The sequence below is a fragment of the Frankia sp. CpI1-P genome, from assembly GCF_001421075.1.
GTDB lineage: Bacteria > Actinomycetota > Actinomycetes > Frankiales > Frankiaceae > Frankia > Frankia torreyi.
In genome coordinates this window covers 16,232-32,665 of record NZ_LJJX01000066.1, presented here as the reverse complement: position 1 = coordinate 32,665, position 16,434 = coordinate 16,232, and the positions used below count along the sequence as shown (strand labels likewise).

The window sequence follows — 16,434 nt, the reverse complement described above, 5'->3', positions numbered from 1 at the left end:
GGTTCCCTGGGAGGGGTCGGGTCCGCGTCGGGCCGCGGTGTCGTCGTTCGGGATCAGTGGCACCAACGCCCACGTCATCCTGGAGGAACCCCCCGCCCTCACGGAGTCCGCCACGGAGCCGGCCACGGAGCCGGCCACGGAGCCCGCGACGGAGCCCGCCGCGGAGCCCGCGACGGAGTTCGCCGCGGAGTCCGGCGGGTCGGCCGGCGGGAGCGAGGCGACGGCCGAGCCGGTCGTGTGGGTGATGTCGGCCCGGGGCGAACCCGCGCTGCGAGCCCAGGCCGAGGCGCTGCTCGGCTTCGCCGAGTCGACTCCCGACCTGGACCCGCGCCAGGTCGCCCGGGCGCTGGCCACCACGCGCGCAGCGCTCGACCACCGGGCGGTCGTCGTCGCCGACGGACGGGACGACCTGCTCGCCGGGCTGCGGGCGCTGGCCGGCGGGACGTCCGCGCCGGGCACCGTCAGCGCCTCCACCGTCGACTCCTCGCAGGTCACGTTCGTCTTCCCCGGCCAGGGCTCGCAGTGGCCTGGGATGGCGGTGGAGCTGTTCGGAACCTCGCCGGTGTTCCGGGACGCGCTCGAGGCGTGCGCGGACGCGGTCGGTCGGTACGTCGACTGGTCCCTGCTGGACGTGCTGCGCGCCGTGCCCGGTGCCCCGACCCTGGACCGGGCGGAGATCGTCCAGCCGGCGCTCTTCGCGGTCATGGTCTCGCTGGCCCGCCTGTGGATCTCACAGGGGGTGCGGCCCACCGCCGTCGTCGGGCATTCCCAGGGTGAGATCGCCGCCGCGCACATCGCCGGCGCCCTCACCCTCGATCACGCCGCCCGGATCGTGGCGCTGCGCAGTCAGGCCCTGACCGAGCTGACGCCCGCGGGCGGGATGGCGTCCGTGCTGGCACCCGTCGACCAGGTACGCGCGTGGATCGCCCGGTGGGGGGGCCGGCTCGAGATCGCCGCGGTGAACGGCCCCGCCTCCACGGCCGTGGCGGGACCGGCCGAGGACATCGAGCGCCTGCTGGCCGAGCCCGGCGAGCTGCGGGTACGGCGGATTCCCGTCGACTACGCCTCGCACTCGGCGCAGATGGACCAGGTCCGCGACCGGCTGGTCAGTGCCCTCGCCGGCATCACGCCGCGTGCCACGGAGATCGCCTTCTACTCGGGCGTGACCGGGGACGTCCTGGACCCGACCGAACTGGGTCCGGACTACTGGTTCACCAACCTGCGCGAGACCGTCCAGTTCGAACAGGTCACCCGGACGCTGCTGGACCGGCGGCACCGGTTGTTCGTCGAGTGCAGTCCACNCCCGGTGCTGACCGTGGGGTTGGGGGAGACCATCGAGGCCGTGGGGCTCGACGAGGGTCGCGGTCGGGCCGTCACGCTCGGTTCCCTGCGCCGCGACGACGGCGGCCGCGCCCGCTTCCTGCTCTCCCTCGCCGAGGTGTGGGCACACGGCGGCGCCGTCGACTGGACCGCGGTGCTCGGCGAGCCGGACGCCGCCGTGCTCCCAGTCGACCTGCCCACCTACCCCTTCCAGCGTCGCCGGTTCTGGCTCGAGTCGGCCGCGGGCGCCGCCCAGCGCGAGGACGCCGAGAGCCTCGGCCTGGACCGGACCGGACACGAGCTGCTCGGCGCCTTCGTCGAAGGGGTCGACAGCGACGAGGTGATTCTCACCGGCCGGGTGTCGCTGCGCACGCATCCGTGGCTGCGCGACCACGCGGTGGACGGCATCGTGCTGCTGTCCGGCACCACCTGGGTCGAGCTCGCGTCGCGGGCGGGTGCCGCGGTCGCGTGCGGGCGGCTGGCGGAACTGACGCTCGAGGCGCCTCTCGTCCTGCCGGAACAGGGGAGCGTGGCCCTGCGGGTCACGGTCGCGGCGCCCGACGTCGCCGGCAGGCGATCGATCACCATGCACGCTCGGGCCTCCGGTGCCGACGCCGATCCGACCTGGCGCCGTCACGGCGCCGGAACGCTCGAACCGGAGCCGGCGGAGGGGGAGGGCGACACCTTCGCGCGGGTCTGGCCGCCCGAGGGAGCCCAGCAGCTGGAGGTCGCCGACGCCTACGATCGGCTGGCCGAACACGCACTGGACTACGGCCCGGCGTTCCAGGGCCTGACCGCCGGCTGGATCCGCCGCGACGAGGTCTTCGCGGAGGTCGGCCTGTCTCCCGAGGAGACTGTCCGGGCCGCCACGTACGGGGTGCACCCGGCGCTGCTCGACGCCGCGCTGCACGCGCTCGCGCTGACCGGGCTGTCCGGTCCCACCGGGAGTGGAGACACCTCGGCACCCGCGTCGGCCGGCGGGACCGTGNCGCTGCCGTACTCCTGGTCGGGCGTGTCCTGGCACCGGACGGGCGCGACGACGTTGCGGGTACGGCTGCGCCCGACGGGGCCGGACACGTTCGCGGTGTCGGCGGTCGACGACGCCGGCGACCCGGTCATCACGATCCGCGAGCTGCTGGTCCGCAGGGCCCCGCTCGAGGAGCTCCGCCGGCTCGCGGTCACCTCCCCCGCCGAGCTGTTCACCCTCGAACGCAAGCCGGTGCCGCTGGCCGTCGGGCAGGCGCCCGCCGGACGGTGGGCCGTCCTGGAACCCGGCGCGGGCGAGATTCTCACGCGGTTCGAGGCCGAGGGACTGGCCGTCGACCGGTATGACGACCTCGGCGCGCTGCGGGCGGCGCTGGCGCAGGGAGCGCCCGTGCCCGCGGTCGTGTTCGTCGCGGGTACCGCCGCGGCCGACAGCGGCGGCCACGCCGACGCCGACGCCGACGGCGACGGCCACGAGCGGAAGATCACCGCCCCGCCGGTCACCCACCGCGCTCTCGACCTTGCGCGTTCCTGGTCCGCCGACGCCGGCCTGACCGAGGCCCGGCTTGTGATCGTCACCGGCCCGCTGGTGGAACCGACGTCCGCCGGTGCGCCGGCAGAGGCACCCGGCGGCGCGCCCACCGGCCTCGCCGCCGCTGCGATCCGGGGCCTGATCCGCAGCGCCGAAGCCGAGAACCCGGGTGCCTTCGTCCTGCTCGACCTGGACGCGGCCCCGGCGTCCGTCGCCGCGGTCTCGGCGGCACTGGCGACCGGCGAGCCCGAACTGGTGATCCGCGACGGGGTCGCGGCCGCACCACGGCTGGTGCGGATCCCCCCGCCGTCCGCGCCGTCCGCGCCGTCCGCGCCGTCCGCGCCGTCCGCGCCGTCCGCGCCGTCCGGGTCGGACGGAGGTGCTGGTCACCCGGTCTGGGACGCCACCGGCACGGTGCTGATCACCGGCGGCACCGGCGGCCTCGGCGCCCTGCTCGCCCGCCATCTGGTCACCGCGCACGGGGTGCGCAACCTGCTCCTCGTGAGCCGTCGCGGCCTGCTGGCACCGGGGGCCGACGGCCTCGTCGCGGACCTGGCGGAGCTCGGCGCCCGGACGACGGTGGTGGCGGCTGACGTCGCCGACCAGGCTGCGCTGGCCGAGCTGATCGCGGCGATCCCCCCGCAACACCCGCTCACCGCGGTGATCCACGCGGCAGGCGTGCTGGACGACGGCGTCCTCGAGTCCCTGACTCCCCAGCGCCTGGACGCGGTGATGCGGCCGAAGGCCTACGCGGCCTGGCACCTGCACCGGCTGACCGCGCACCTCGACCTGCGGGCGTTCGTGCTGTTCTCCTCGTTCGCCGGCATCCTCGGTAGCCCGGGACAGGCCTGCTACGCGGCGGCGAACGCCGTCCTGGACGAGCTCGCGGCCCTGCGCCGGGAACGGGGCCTGCCCGCCGTCTCGCTCGCGTGGGGGCTGTGGGAACCGGCCAGCGGCATGACGGCCGGCCTGGGACAGGCGGACCGGGCCCGGATCGCCCGCGCCGGGCTCGTTCCGATGTCCGCCGAGACCGGGCTCGCGTTGTTCGACCGGGCGTTGTTCGACCGGACGGTGTCCGACCGGACGGTGGCGGCAGACCATGCTCTCGTCGCCCCACTGGCGCTCGACCCGCGGACGCTGCGGGCCCAGGCCGACGAGCGGACCCTGGCGCCCTTCCTGGCGGCCCTGGTCCCGCCGGCACCGCGCCGCCGGTCCCAGGCCGGACCGGCCGGGCACCTGCGCCGGTTCGCCACGCTGACGGGGGTGGAACGGGAACAGGCTCTCACCGACCTCGTCGTCGCGACGGTGGCCGCGGTGCTCGGCCACCGGTCGGCCCGCGAGATCGACCCCCAGCAGACCTTCGCCGAGCTCGGGATGGACTCGCTCACCGGGGTGGAGCTGCGCAACCGGCTGAGCCGGGACACCGGGCAGCGGATGCCGGCGACGGCGATCTTCGACTATCCCACCCCGTCCCGACTGGCCGGGTATCTGCAGGCGACGCTGGACGCGGGCGGCCCGGTCGCCACGCAGCCCGCCACGGCGGACCTGACGGAACTCGAGGCGGCGCTGTCCGCCGCCGCGCCGCAGGCCCGTCTCACGATCGTCAGTCGGCTGCGCACGCTGCTTGCGCGCTGGGAGGACATTCCTTCCCCCCGCGCGGAGAACGCCGCCGACAGAATTCAGTCGGCCGATACCGCGGAAATATTCTCCTTCATCGACAACGAACTTGGTCGTCTGCCGCAGTCCGCCCACGGNAACAGGGATCTCGATGCCTGACGAAGAGAAGCTCGTTGAATATCTGAAATGGGTGACGGCGGATCTGGCCCGCACCCGTCAGCGTCTTACCGAGGTGGAGTCCGAACAGCACGAGCCCATCGCGATCGTCGGGATGAGCTGCCGCTTCCCCGGGGACGTGTGGAGTCCGGAGGATCTGTGGGACCTGGTGGCCGGGGGGCGGGACGCCATCACACCCTTTCCCGCGGACCGCGGCTGGGACGTCGACGCGCTCTACGACCCAGATCCCGACTCGGACGTCGGCGGCACCTCGGTGACCCGGCACGGCGGATTCCTGCACCACGCCGACGAGTTCGACGCCGGGCTGTTCGGCCTCAGCCCGCGGGAGGCCCTCGCGACCGATCCCCAACAACGCCTTCTGCTCGAGACCGCCTGGGAGGCGTTCGAACGGGCGGGCATCGACCACACCACGTTGCGGGGCAGCCGGACCGGTGTGTACGCGGGCGTGATGTACGACGACTACGCCTCCCGGCTCGGGCGGCCGCCGCGCGAGTACGAGGGATTCATCGGCAACGGCAGCGCCGGCAGCGTCNCCTCGGGTCGCCTCGCGTACACCTTCGGCCTCGAGGGGCCGGCGATCACCGTGGACACAGCGTGTTCCTCGTCGCTGGTCGCCGTCCATCTCGCCTGCGGCGCGCTGCGCCGAGGAGAGTGCTCCCTCGCGCTCGCCGGCGGTGTGACGGTGATGGCCACCCCCGGCCTGTTCATCGAGTTCAGCCGTCAGCGCGGCCTGTCGTTCGACGGGCGGTGCCGGTCGTATGCGGCCTCGGCCAACGGCACCGGGTTCGGAGAGGGGGTCGGCCTGCTGGTGCTGGAGCGGCTGCGCGATGCCCAACGCGCCGGGCATCGCGTGCTGGCGGTGGTCCGCGGCTCGGCCGTGAACTCCGACGGCGCGAGCAACGGGCTCACCGCGCCGAACGGGCCCGCCCAGCAGCGGGTTATCCGCGACGCCCTGGCCGACGCCCGGCTGGAACCCGCCGATGTCGATGTCGTCGAGGGCCACGGCACCGGAACGACTCTGGGTGATCCGATTGNGGCGCAGGCGCTGCTGGACACCTACGGCCAGCGCGGCACCGGCGAACCGCTCCGGCTGGGCTCGGTCAAGACGAACATCGGCCACACCCAGGCCGCGGCCGGTGTCGCCGGGATCATCAAGATGGTCATGGCGATGCGGCACCAGACCCTGCCGCGCAGCCTCTACGCGGACGAGCCGACGCCGCATGTGGCCTGGTCCGACGGGGCAGTCGCGCTGCTGACCGAGAGTCTGGACTGGCCCGCGCCCGCCGGCCGGCCCCGCCGGGCCGCGGTGTCCGCGTTCGGCATCAGCGGAACCAACGCGCACCTCATCCTGGAGGAACCGTCGCCCGCCGGGCAGCCCACGCCAGACGACGTNCCCTCGCCGCGACCGTCCATCGACTCACCCGCCGCGCCGTCGTCCGCTCCCGGCCCGCAGACCGACCGGACCGTCCAGCCCCGCGTGTTCGCCTTCCCCGTCTCGGGGCACAGCGACGAGGCTCTGCGGGCCCAGGCGGAGCGGCTGCGCGGGTTCGTCGCCGACCACCCCGACGTCGCGCTGGCCGACGTCGCGCACGCGTTGACCACGACCCGCCCCCTGCTCGGCCACCGGGCCGCCGTCGTCGCCGGCCGGTCCGACGACCTGATGCGAGGCCTCGCGGCACTGGGACACGGCGAGTTCGATCCCAGCGTGGTCGGGCCGACCGCGGCACGCCCCGCGGGACGTACGGCGTTCCTGTTCACCGGCCAGGGCAGCCAGCGCTCAGGCATGGGCCGCGACCTCCACGCGGAGGATCCGGTCTTCCGTGAGGCGCTGGACACGGTGTGCGCCCAGTTCGACCCCCACCTCGACCGGCCGCTGCGGGAGGTGATGTTCGCTCCGGCCGGCCATCCCGACTCGCGGCTGCTCGACGAGACCCGCTACACACAGCTCGCCCTGTTCACGCTGGAGGTGGCGCTGTATCGGCTGGTGGAGGACCGGGGCCTGCGACCGGACCTGATGATCGGGCATTCGATCGGTGAACTCGCGGCGGTCCACGTCGCCGGGGTCCTGGGGCTCGAGGATGCCTGCGCGCTCGTCACGGCCCGGGCCCGGTTGATGCAGTCCATGCCGGCCGGCGGCGCGATGATCTCGGTGCAGGCGGCTGAGGACGAGGTCCTTGAGATGATCGACGGGCGGCAGGAGCTGGTCGGCATCGCCGCGATCAACGGCCCGCGGAACATCGTGATCTCCGGAGACCGGGACACCGCCCTGGACGTCATGCGCTCGCTGCGCGGCCGCGNCCACCGGGCGAAGCGGCTGCGGGTGAGCCACGCGTTCCACTCGCCGCACATGAACGGCATGCTCGACGAGTTCAGTCGGGTGGCNCGGACGCTCACGTTCCATACCCCGCGGATCCCGGTCGTCTCCAGCGTGACGGGCGACCGCGTGACGCTCGACGAGCTGCGCTCGCCCGGGTACTGGACGCGGCAGGTGCGCCAGGCCGTCCGCTTCGACGACGGCGTGCGCACCCTGCTCGGCCTCGGCGTGGAGGCCTTCGTCGAACTCGGGCCGGCAGCCGTGCTNACGGCGCTCGTCCAGGACCGTCTGCAGACCACGGCCGCGCCGGGGGCGCCGGACGCACTGCTCGTTCCCCTGCTGCGCGCGGACCGGCCCGAGCAGATCTCGATCACCTCCGGCCTCGCGGCGGCCCACCTGCGTGGGCTCGTCCCGGCCGTATCGACGGTGCGCGGCGACGGGCCCCCCGCCCCGGTCGACCTGCCGACGTACGCGTTCCGGCGGACTCGGTACTGGCTGCACGCGGAGCCGGCCGCGGCGGCCGCGTCGACCTCGCAGGACGCGGAGTTCTGGGCCGCTGTCGACCGGGGGGACGCGTCGGACCTCGCGGTGACGCTGGGAATCGACACCGAACGGCAGTCCGCCGTCGAGGCGCTGCTGCCGACGCTGACGGCGTGGCGCCAGCAGCGGAACTGGCGCTACCGGGTGACCCGGCACTCGCCGCAGGACGGTCTCCGCCTCGTCCGGGCCGGCCGGCCGCGGGCGGGCAGGCGCTGGGTACCGCGGGGCGCGGTCGTCGTCGCCGGGACGGCCGAGGGACTCGGCGGGGTCGCCCTGCGCTGGCTGGCCCGCCACGGCGCCGACCATCTCGTGCTGCTGACCCCGGACCCGCACACCTCCGCGGTGCGGGCTCTCGAGGCGGAGCTGGCCCGCCACGAGGTCCCCTTCGCGGCCCTGGACATCAACCTGGCGGGCGGTGTCGACCTGGCCGGTCGCGACGTGGCCGCGACGGTCCCGCTGTCCGTCGTGGTGTGCGCCGGGGACCTCCCCGACGGCGGCGAGGCGCTGGCCAGCCTGGCCGCGCTGCCGCGGGATCCGGTGCGCGCCGAGTCCACGGCGGCGCCACTCGGCACCGGGGCGGGCGCGCCGGTCGCCGTGCTCGTCGTCCTCGCTCCGCTGCCGGCGGAGTTCGCCACCACCGGCAGCCCCGCCACCGCCGAGAGCCCCGCCACCGCCGAGAGCCCCGCCACCGCCGAGAACCCCGCCACCGCCGAGAACCCCGCCACCGCCGAGAACCCCGCCACCGCCGAGAACCCCGCCACCGCCGAGAACCCCGCCACCGCCGAGAGCATCGTGTCGGCCCAGGTCGAGGAGATGGTCGCCCGACGCCGAGCCGACGGCCGGCCCGCGTTGGCCGTGGCCTGGGCCCCGTGGCCGGGACCGGACCTCGATGCGGCGGCGGCTCCCGGGCTGCGCCCGCTCGCGTCGGACCTGGCGATATCGGTGCTGGAGGAGGCCACCAGCGACCAGGAGCCGGTCCTGGTCGTCGCGGACATCGACTGGGAGCGGTTTCCCGCCGATCTGTCCGTGCCGTTCTTCGCCGGCGTGCCCGAGGTCGCCCGCCTGCAGGCGGGCGCCGGGAACGCGGCCGCGCCCACGGGGCCACGGCTGCTCGACCAGCTCGCGGACGCAGACGAAGCCGAGGCCACGGCACTGCTGACAGAGGCCGTACGCGGATGTGTGGGTGGGGTGCTCGGCTATTCCGCGGACACCCCGGTCGCCGCCGACACGAGCCTGCTGGATCTCGGCCTCTCCTCGTTCACCGCGCTGGAACTCGGTAACCGACTGCGGGCGGCCACCAGCCTCGACGTGCCGGCCAGCGTCATTTTCGACCATCCCACGGCCGAGTCCCTGGCCGGCTATCTGCGGGATCGGCTGGCGACGGCGACGGCGGATCCGTCCGCCGCCGTCCCACCGGCAGACGCGAACTCCCCAGGGCGGTCAGCGCCCATCCACTAGTCCGGCATCCCAGCTGTCGAAAGGAATTTCCATGAGTGGCACGGTGGTGATAGTCGGCGGTGGGCCGGCTGGCCTGATGCTCGGCTGCGAGCTCCGTCTCGGTGGTATTGAGACGATCATCCTGGAGCAGCGACGTGAGGCACCTGCGGCCTCTGGCGGAATGGCTGTCCACGGCCAGACCATGAAGGTCCTCAAGGAGCGCGGATTCGCCGAGCGTATCCACGGCGAGGGGATCTTCCCCTGGCCTCGGACGCCTTTCGCGCTCCTGTGGCTGGACATCAGCTCGGCGAAGCCGGAGGAGCTCACCTACGTCTATCCGCAGTGGCGGCTCGAGCGTCTGCTGGAGTCGCGGGCGGTCGAGCTGGGCGTCGATCTGCGCCGGGGTCACCGAGTGATCGGAGTCGAACAGGACGCCGCCGGGGTCACCGCCAGGGTGGCGGCCGGCGACGAGGTCTATCAACTCACCGGTGACTACCTGGTCGGCTGCGACGGTCCCGACAGCGCGGTCCGGAAGGCCGCCGGGATCACGTCTGCGGTGCTCGGGAACAGCTACTACGGCGTGTGGGGCGACCTGGAGCTGACCCCGGGTACCGACTACCCGTTCGAGTCGGGTGTCTACGACCGGGGCATCTTCGGGGCCATGCCGCTCGTGACCGGCGGCCTGCGGCTGATGTCCATCGAGTTCGACGAGACCGGCCCGACCGAGGAGCCGGTGACCGAGCAGGAGCTGTTCGAGAGCATGCGCCGGATCACCGGTGGCGCCCCGACAACCGGGAAGATCAGTCATCTCGGCCGGTTCGGCGGGCCGGTGAGTATCGCCGACCGCTATCGCGACGGGCGGATCCTGCTCGCCGGCGACGCCGCCCACTCGTTCTTCATCTCCGGCACCCAGGGGGTCAACACCGGAATACAGGACGTGGTCAACCTGGGCTGGAAACTGGCCGCGACGCTGCGCGGATGGGCGCCCGCCGATCTGCTCGACACCTACGAACTGGAACGTCATCCGGTGGGCCTGCGGATGTGCCAGCACGCCCAGGCGACCATGGGGCTGCTCTACCCGTTGGACCGCATCGCCTACCTGCGGGACATCGTCAACGATCTGATCGGCATCGACGGAGTCAGCAAGCACCTGCTCGACATCACCACCGCGGTGCGGTACCCGTTCGAGGATGCGACCCAGTCCGGCGCCGGGCCGGACCATCCGCTACTGGGCTGGCCCGTACCCGACGCGACGTTGGTGATCGGCGACCGGGTCGAGTCCGTGGCGACGACCCTGCACGCCGGGCGCGGGGTGCTGCTCGACCTCTCCGCGGGCGCCGCCGACCTGACAGGGATCGCCGACTGGAGCGGTCGGGTCGACCTGACGGTGGCCGACCCCATCCCCGACGTCGACGCGGCGACCCTGCTGATCCGCCCGGACGGACACGTCGCCCATGCCGACGCCGACGGCACGGACGCCAAGGGCCTGCGGGAGGCACTCGCCCGTTGGTTCGGGACGCCCGCGCCGGCAGGAGCGGGCACGCCGTGACGCCCCGCCGGGCCGGGTCCCGACCGGGACCCGGCCCGGCGGCGCCGGGGACCGTCGCGGCCGGGCCCGGCGCCGTGCCTGGGGATCATCACAGGGCTTCGAACACGTATCCAGCCTGGATCCACTTGCTCGACTCCACCGCGATGCCGAGTGCTCGGTCGCCCGGCGCCATCTCGGCGAGGGCCCGCTCGATCTGGAAGAAGGGCAGCGCGTTGCCGGTGTTTCCGGTCTCGGTCACGCAGGAGACCTCTTCCGCGCTCGGCACCCCCAGCGCTTCGACGATGCGGGGCGTCATCCGGCCGGAGAGCTGCGGCGGCAGCAGGTAGTCGAGATCGGTCTCTTTCCACCCGAGGTCGTCGAGAAGCATGTGCAGGGTCTCGACCGCCATCGGGGGCACCGATTCCTCGATCATCTTGTAGTTCTCGCTGGCCGGCGGACGGTCGCTGTCGCGGTCGGCGAGCCCGTACCACTCCAGCGACTGCCCCGGCTCACGGCCGAGCCCCGTGAGCCGGGTGACCACTCGGCGGATCACGGCCCGTCCATGGTCGGGCGATGTGCCCAGCACGACCGCGCCGGCCGCGTCCCCGAAGAGGATGAGGTTGACCAACTGCGCCGGCGGCATGCTTGTGACGTCGAGATCGACGTCGAAGTGCTTCGCCGTCGTGTCGCCGCCCAGGACGAGCGCCGTGCGGTACGCGCCGGTCTGCAGGAAGTGGTGGGCGACCTCCAGTGCCTGGACGGCCCCGGAGCAGCCGGACTGGAGCTGATAGGTGGGGACGCGGTTGATCCCGATCCGGTCGGCGACGATGTTGACGGTCGCGGGCATGAGCATNTCCGGGGTCGAGGTACCCATGACGATGAGCTCGATGTCCGCCGGGCTGATGTTCGCCGCGGTGATCGCGTGCCGCGCCGCCGTCGTCGCGAGGTCGGCCAGCGAACAGTACTGCTCGCCGGTGTCCAGGTCACGGGCCAGATGGCGGGTACGGGTGCCGATGAAGGTGTCGACCCACTGCTCCCACACCGAATCCATGCGGAAAAGTCTCGCCAGACGGGCGTTGTCGACCGGGGCGCCCGGAAGAGCGGTTCCCGCAGACATGATCCGGATCTCCGTAGACTCCATGCCAGAACAATGCAATCTCGCCCTAAAGCGGCCCTAGGTCATTGCTGAGTTTCCGGGCCCGGTCGGAATGGTCGGCCAGGGTGCGAGNCTCGCGGAGCATCGGTGACCCGGCGCGCGACGCCGCGNCCGAGCGGCAGACGCGTCAAAGCTCGGTGCCGGGGCCCCGGACGGTGGGCAGCCGGCGACGAGGTCCACGGCAACGACCCGCCCTGCGCGCTGCCCTCGCCCGCCGCGGGAGTTCTTCGCCAGCCGCCCGTGTCCCCACCCCTGCCCAGACCCGCCTGGATCAACCGGCCGGCGGCCGGAAACAACCAGCTCGGCAATTCCTGGAGGATCCTGCCTTGAACAGGTTGACGACGTCCGCGGCATGGGCGGTTAATTCAACTTTCCACATCGGGGAGAGGAACATGAGGAATGGTCCCTTCCGTCCGAATGGACGGGGCGCCGGTGGTCCTCGCGGCGCGTGACCGGCTGCTGCCAGGACGGCTCGAGATATCGCCACGACCCGTGGCCACCTGCGGCGGCGACTACTTACAGGCCGACTCGCTGGCGAATGATGGGTGTCCTGATACCACGTATTTCGCACGTTTCGTCCAGAATTGACTGGCGAATACGCTGGAAGCCGTCGCCAGGTTCCACGGCGAGTTCCCGGGTGATGGTGCTCCAGCCGCGGTCGTAGACGCTCAGAGCCTCCGCTCTGCGCTCCGATCGGCACAGGGCGATAATCAGGAGTTGATAGAACGACTCGCGGAGGGGATACTCGGCTATGNGCGAGTAGAGCTGGCTGAGGCTTTCGTGGTGTCGCTGTAGTCCAAGCTTCGCCTCGATCAGCGTCTCCAGGCACACCAGTCGGGATTCCTCGAGCCAGGTGATATGATCATTGATGATAAAGCCGCCCTGAAGCCCACCGAGCGCGGAGCTGCNCCACCGACTCAAGGCCGATTCGCATTCCGTGACGNCCTGGGCGTAGTTGTCGAGATGAAGATGCTGGCATCCTCTGCTCAGCTCCTTCTGGAAGAGGTGCAGGTCGAGTGTGTCGGTGCCCAGCTGCAACATGTACCCTGGGGATCGAGTGACCACCGGGCTGCTCGACTCGCCGGAGACGCACAGGAACTTCCGTACCTGGGAGACGTAGACGTACAGGGCGGCCGCGGCACACCGGGGCGGACGCCCGTTCCAGAGTTCGGCGACCAGCTGATCGGCGGGGACCACCTGGCCGGCGCGGATCAGTAGTGTCGCGAGCAGGATTTTGACCTTGGGTACGCTCAGGGAGTGGTCACCGGACTCGGTGACCACTCGTAGTTCTCCCAACATCTCGTAGCGCCTCACGACGACCTCCCTTCTGTCTGGGTGCACGCNGGTGAGGATGNGCGTCCGGAACTCGTCAACCGGCTGGTTCGGGTCCTTCTCCACCCGGAGATTCTCCAGCTCCCGGCCCGGCACGCTGATCGCTGGCCGGCCCTTCGGTCCTGGCGGCCTGGCCGGCGCCTCACGCTAATCCGTGTGCGTGCCCACAGCTTGTCATCGGGCGAGAACGTGCTTCTCTCGCCACCCGCAAGGATCGTAAGACGACTGGAGATGCCCGCCTTACCTCATGCTGGCAGGAAGAGACCTGACCTGGCCCGGCACCTGAGGTGGGGGTGGGCCGGACCGCAAAGTGCCACGCCATCAGTATAGATGACGTGGCNGCCCTCAGCGACGTTATGTTCTGTAATACTACAGCAATGTAACGCTCGGTTTCCGGCCTCATGTGATCAATGAAAGGGGTAGTTTTCTCACCTGTGGTTATGGGTGCTGTCCGTCGGGGTGTAAGGATGCGCCGGCCGGTCGACCTGCACAATCTGTAGTGTTGCGTGACAAGTGTCACTTGATAGTTGAATCATTGTTCTTCTTGCTGCTCTGTGGTGTGGCTAGCTCGCGGGACACGGATGTTCGTGGTGTTGGTCGGGGCAGCGGACGGGCGCGTCCACCCGGGCTCGGCGCCCGCCTCGGCCGGCCCGGGCCTTCGCCGGGGTCGAGGGGCGCGACCTTGCCGTTCGTCAGCCGACCGCCCGTCGCCCCCGCGGGCCGCCCCACATCGAGATCAGGCCGCCGAACAGGCGGACTCCATGACCGACATCCGTGGGTGCATCACTCGGGTCAGGGAGTGCGCACGTCGTGGGGCCCGGGACGCAAGCCGCCCGCTATCCCGCCGCGGTGGAGTCCGCCGGGGTCTCGACGGGATACTTGGCGGGGACGGCCTCCTGCGATGCTGTCGCCCGCGTCCGCAGCGCGATGATCGCCACGAGGAGAGCTGCCCCCACGAACACCAGCGACGCTGTGAACGCGCCGCTCATTCCTTCGAACAGCGAGTAGCGACCTACGTCGCCGGGGGCGAGGTCGGTGGGCAGATGTTCCTGGGCATGCCGGCTCGAGGACGCGAAGACGGTGACCAGGGTGCTGACCCCGAGGGAGAAGCCCACCCACTGCATCGCTTCGAGAAGGCTGGAACCCGCGCCGGACTCCTCCGGCCGAAGGTTGGACAGGGTCACCGAACTCAGCGCGGTGAAGGCGAGTCCTGAGCCGGCACCGAACAGCAGTGTGGGACCGAGTACACCGTTGAGGTAGCTTGTGGAGAGATCGACACGGGAAAGCCAGACCATGCCGCAGAAGACCATGGCCGCGCCCACGACGACGAACACGCGAGTGCCGACCCGTTCGAGGAACTGGGCGGCGATGGTGCCACCCGTCATGATGGCGAACGCCATGGGAAGAAAGGCGAATCCGGCGCGCAGCGGCCCGAAGTCGAGGCCGTTCTGCAGAAGCTGGGTCACGAAGAAGTTCATGCCGGCCATGGTGGCGGTGAGGGCGAGCAGGTCGAAGTACCCGGCTCCCCGGCTGCGGTTCTTGAAGATTCCCAAGGGGACGATCGGCTGGTCGGCCCGTGCTTCGACCACGATGAAACCGGCCAGCAGGATGACTGCCAGGGCCAGGGTGCCCTCGGTGACCCAGTTGCTCCACCCGTCCGAGGCCGCGTGGAGCAGGCCGTAGACGAGTGACGTCATCGCCGCGACCGACAGGAACGCGCCGGGGAGGTCGAAACGCCCCGGATGGCGTTCCGCCTCGTTGATGAACAGGGGCACCAGGAGGAGGACCGCGACCGAGATCGGGACGTTGATGAACATCACCCAACGCCAGGAGGCCCACTCGGTGAGCATNCCGCCGAGAATCAGCCCCAGGGCGAGGCTGGCCGCGTATGCCCCTGACACTGCGCCGAAGGCCCGGTTGCGGGTGGGTCCTTCCTCGAAGTTCGACGTGATCAGCGCGAGGGCGTTGGGCGCCGCGAACGCCGAGGCCGCTCCCTGGGCCGCTCGGGCGGCCAGCAGCCAGCCCGAGGACGGCGCGAGGCCGCCGAGCAGGGAAGCCACGCCGAAGATTCCGAGCGCGGCCATGAAGACCCGCCGCCGACCGAGGATGTCGCCGGCGCGGCCACCGAGCAGCAGCAGGCCGCCGAAGGCGATGGTGTAGGCACTGCTGACCCAGGCCAGGCTGGACGAGGAGAAATGCAGCGCCGAGCGGATGTGCGGCAGGGCGATGTTCACGACGGTGGCGTCCAGGCCGACGATGANCTGGCAGCACACGATGATCATCAGAGTGATCGTGGGATGGCCTGGTCTCCGGGCCCGGGGTGGACTCGACAGTACTGTTGATCCACTGGACATGCTGCTCTCCGCGGGTCCATAGTAGCGGGTGTCAGATAGTTCTAGTGAACGGCTGCGTCTACTATATCGGTGGGCGTCTGCCAGGGCAACCGGTCAGTGACGTCTCGATAGGGAAGTTGCCCAGTGGCACAGTCCTCCCCAGTGGCCGCCCCGGTGCGGAGTCGCCGGCGCGGAGAGGCGCTTGAGCAGGCGATCCTCGAGGCAGCCCATCAGATCCTGNGCGAGGACGGCTACTCGAAGCTGACCATGGAAGGCGTCGCGGCCGCCGCGGGTACGGGGAAGGCGGCGCTGTACCGGCGCTGGGCCGACAAGGACACGCTGGTGACCGCGGTCCTGCAGAGCGTGCTTCCGTCTCCCCAGCAGCTCCGGTTGACGGGAGATGTTCGCGAGGACCTGCTACTGATCATGTGCTGCATCCGGAACGCCATCGGCCTGACGAACGGGGCGGCGTTCGACATCGTGCGCCACGAGGGCCCAGGCTCGGGTGGGCTGGTGCACAAGGCGGTGGGGCAGCGGGTCCTCGATCCCTGCCGGCGCGAAATCCTGGCCGTTCTGACCCGTGGGATAGCCGAGGGCTCCGTCCGCCCGGGCACCGCGACACCGTTGATCGCCGACGTCGGTCCAGGGATGATCATTCAGCATGTGGTGGTCGTCGGGACGGACGTCCCGGAGCCGTTCGTCGTTTCCGTCGTGGACGAGGTTCTCCTGCCACTCATCCGGGCCTGACCGGCCGGCGGCAGGAGGGCTCCCCGCAGTCGGGCAGAGCCACGAACACCCTGCCCAGCAGCTTGATCCATGTCGACATCGCAGGGCTTGGGGACCTTGTCACCGAGCCGGCCCCCGGGCGGGCCGCCGCCCGCCACCGCGATTCCCGCTGACGTGCCGCGCACCCGGACGGGCTCAGGCCGTTGTCGGTGGCGTCCTCGCCATCGGGCGGCGCGCGGGGCCGGCCAGGTCAGACATCCGTCAGGCGGTCTCCGCGGCCTGGGCGACGACGGCCGGCTCCCGCGACGCGGAGCCAAGCAGCTCGGCGAACAGTTCGTACGAGCGCACCCGTTCGGCGGGGTCCTGGATCATCGTGTGCAGCATCAGCTCGTCCAGCCCAGTGGCATCGACCAGTGCCTCGAGCTGCTGCTTGAGCTN

5 protein-coding genes and 16 pseudogenes are annotated in these 16,434 nt (G+C 71.5%); 13 read left to right on the top strand and 8 right to left on the bottom strand.

The window, feature by feature from the left end; translation table 11 throughout:
• The 11 genes and pseudogenes from FF86_RS68825 to FF86_RS59005 form a co-directional block, all read left to right on the top strand.
• Positions 1-1,301: pseudogene (locus FF86_RS68825) on the top strand (acyltransferase domain-containing protein); the annotation flags it as partial.
• A gap of 1 nt (position 1,302) precedes the next feature.
• Positions 1,303-2,308, top strand: a pseudogene (locus FF86_RS68820) (polyketide synthase dehydratase domain-containing protein); the annotation flags it as partial.
• Position 2,309: 1 nt separating this feature from the next.
• Positions 2,310-4,590, top strand: a pseudogene (locus FF86_RS68815) (SDR family NAD(P)-dependent oxidoreductase); the annotation flags it as partial.
• An 8-nt stretch (positions 4,591-4,598) separates the two neighbouring features.
• Positions 4,599-5,162 (top strand): annotated as a pseudogene (locus FF86_RS68810) (beta-ketoacyl synthase N-terminal-like domain-containing protein); the annotation flags it as partial.
• Between the two features lies 1 nt (position 5,163).
• A pseudogene (locus tag FF86_RS68805) lies at positions 5,164-5,664 on the top strand (beta-ketoacyl synthase N-terminal-like domain-containing protein); the annotation flags it as partial.
• Position 5,665: 1 nt separating this feature from the next.
• Positions 5,666-6,022, top strand: a pseudogene (locus FF86_RS68800) (ketoacyl-synthetase C-terminal extension domain-containing protein); the annotation flags it as partial.
• Between the two features lie 19 nt (positions 6,023-6,041).
• A pseudogene (locus FF86_RS68795) lies at positions 6,042-6,927 on the top strand (acyltransferase domain-containing protein); the annotation flags it as partial.
• Position 6,928: 1 nt separating this feature from the next.
• Positions 6,929-7,012 (top strand): annotated as a pseudogene (locus FF86_RS68790) (hypothetical protein); the annotation flags it as partial.
• A gap of 1 nt (position 7,013) precedes the next feature.
• Positions 7,014-7,210 (top strand): annotated as a pseudogene (locus FF86_RS68785) (hypothetical protein); the annotation flags it as partial.
• Between the two features lies 1 nt (position 7,211).
• On the top strand, positions 7,212-8,942 hold a 1,731-nt coding region (locus tag FF86_RS36585), incomplete at its 5' end, for a phosphopantetheine-binding protein (RefSeq protein ID WP_206779058.1).
• Positions 8,943-8,973: 31 nt separating this feature from the next.
• Complete coding sequence (locus tag FF86_RS59005; protein WP_044887979.1) at positions 8,974-10,470, top strand: FAD-dependent monooxygenase; 1,497 nt, start codon at positions 8,974-8,976, stop codon at positions 10,468-10,470.
• 88 nt (positions 10,471-10,558) lie between these two features.
• On the opposite strand, the pseudogene FF86_RS27430 reads toward FF86_RS59005, so the two are convergent.
• From FF86_RS27430 to FF86_RS68760, 7 genes and pseudogenes are all read right to left on the bottom strand, one after another.
• A pseudogene (locus FF86_RS27430) lies at positions 10,559-11,302 on the bottom strand (3-oxoacyl-ACP synthase III family protein); the annotation flags it as partial.
• A 1-nt stretch (position 11,303) separates the two neighbouring features.
• Positions 11,304-11,500, bottom strand: a pseudogene (locus FF86_RS59000) (3-oxoacyl-ACP synthase); the annotation flags it as partial.
• Positions 11,501-12,121: 621 nt separating this feature from the next.
• Positions 12,122-12,359, bottom strand: a pseudogene (locus tag FF86_RS68780) (BTAD domain-containing putative transcriptional regulator); the annotation flags it as partial.
• A gap of 1 nt (position 12,360) precedes the next feature.
• Positions 12,361-12,513, bottom strand: a pseudogene (locus FF86_RS68775) (BTAD domain-containing putative transcriptional regulator); the annotation flags it as partial.
• Between the two features lie 36 nt (positions 12,514-12,549).
• A partial coding sequence (locus FF86_RS68770; protein ID WP_396230126.1) for a winged helix-turn-helix domain-containing protein occupies positions 12,550-12,904 on the bottom strand: 355 nt, incomplete at its 3' end.
• Positions 12,905-13,773: 869 nt separating this feature from the next.
• Complete coding sequence (locus FF86_RS68765; protein ID WP_396230123.1) at positions 13,774-14,787, bottom strand: MFS transporter; 1,014 nt, start codon at positions 14,785-14,787, stop codon at positions 13,774-13,776.
• A gap of 1 nt (position 14,788) precedes the next feature.
• Positions 14,789-15,197: pseudogene (locus tag FF86_RS68760) on the bottom strand (MFS transporter); the annotation flags it as partial.
• Positions 15,198-15,414: 217 nt separating this feature from the next.
• On the opposite strand from FF86_RS68760, the pseudogene FF86_RS68755 reads away from it, so the two are divergent.
• Positions 15,415-15,510: pseudogene (locus tag FF86_RS68755) on the top strand (hypothetical protein); the annotation flags it as partial.
• A gap of 1 nt (position 15,511) precedes the next feature.
• Positions 15,512-16,017 (top strand): TetR-like C-terminal domain-containing protein (locus FF86_RS68750; protein WP_396230122.1); only part of this gene is annotated, 506 nt, incomplete at its 5' end.
• Positions 16,018-16,257: 240 nt separating this feature from the next.
• On the opposite strand, the pseudogene FF86_RS58995 reads toward FF86_RS68750, so the two are convergent.
• Positions 16,258-16,433 (bottom strand): annotated as a pseudogene (locus FF86_RS58995) (hypothetical protein); the annotation flags it as partial.
• Between the last annotated feature and the right edge of the window lies 1 nt (position 16,434).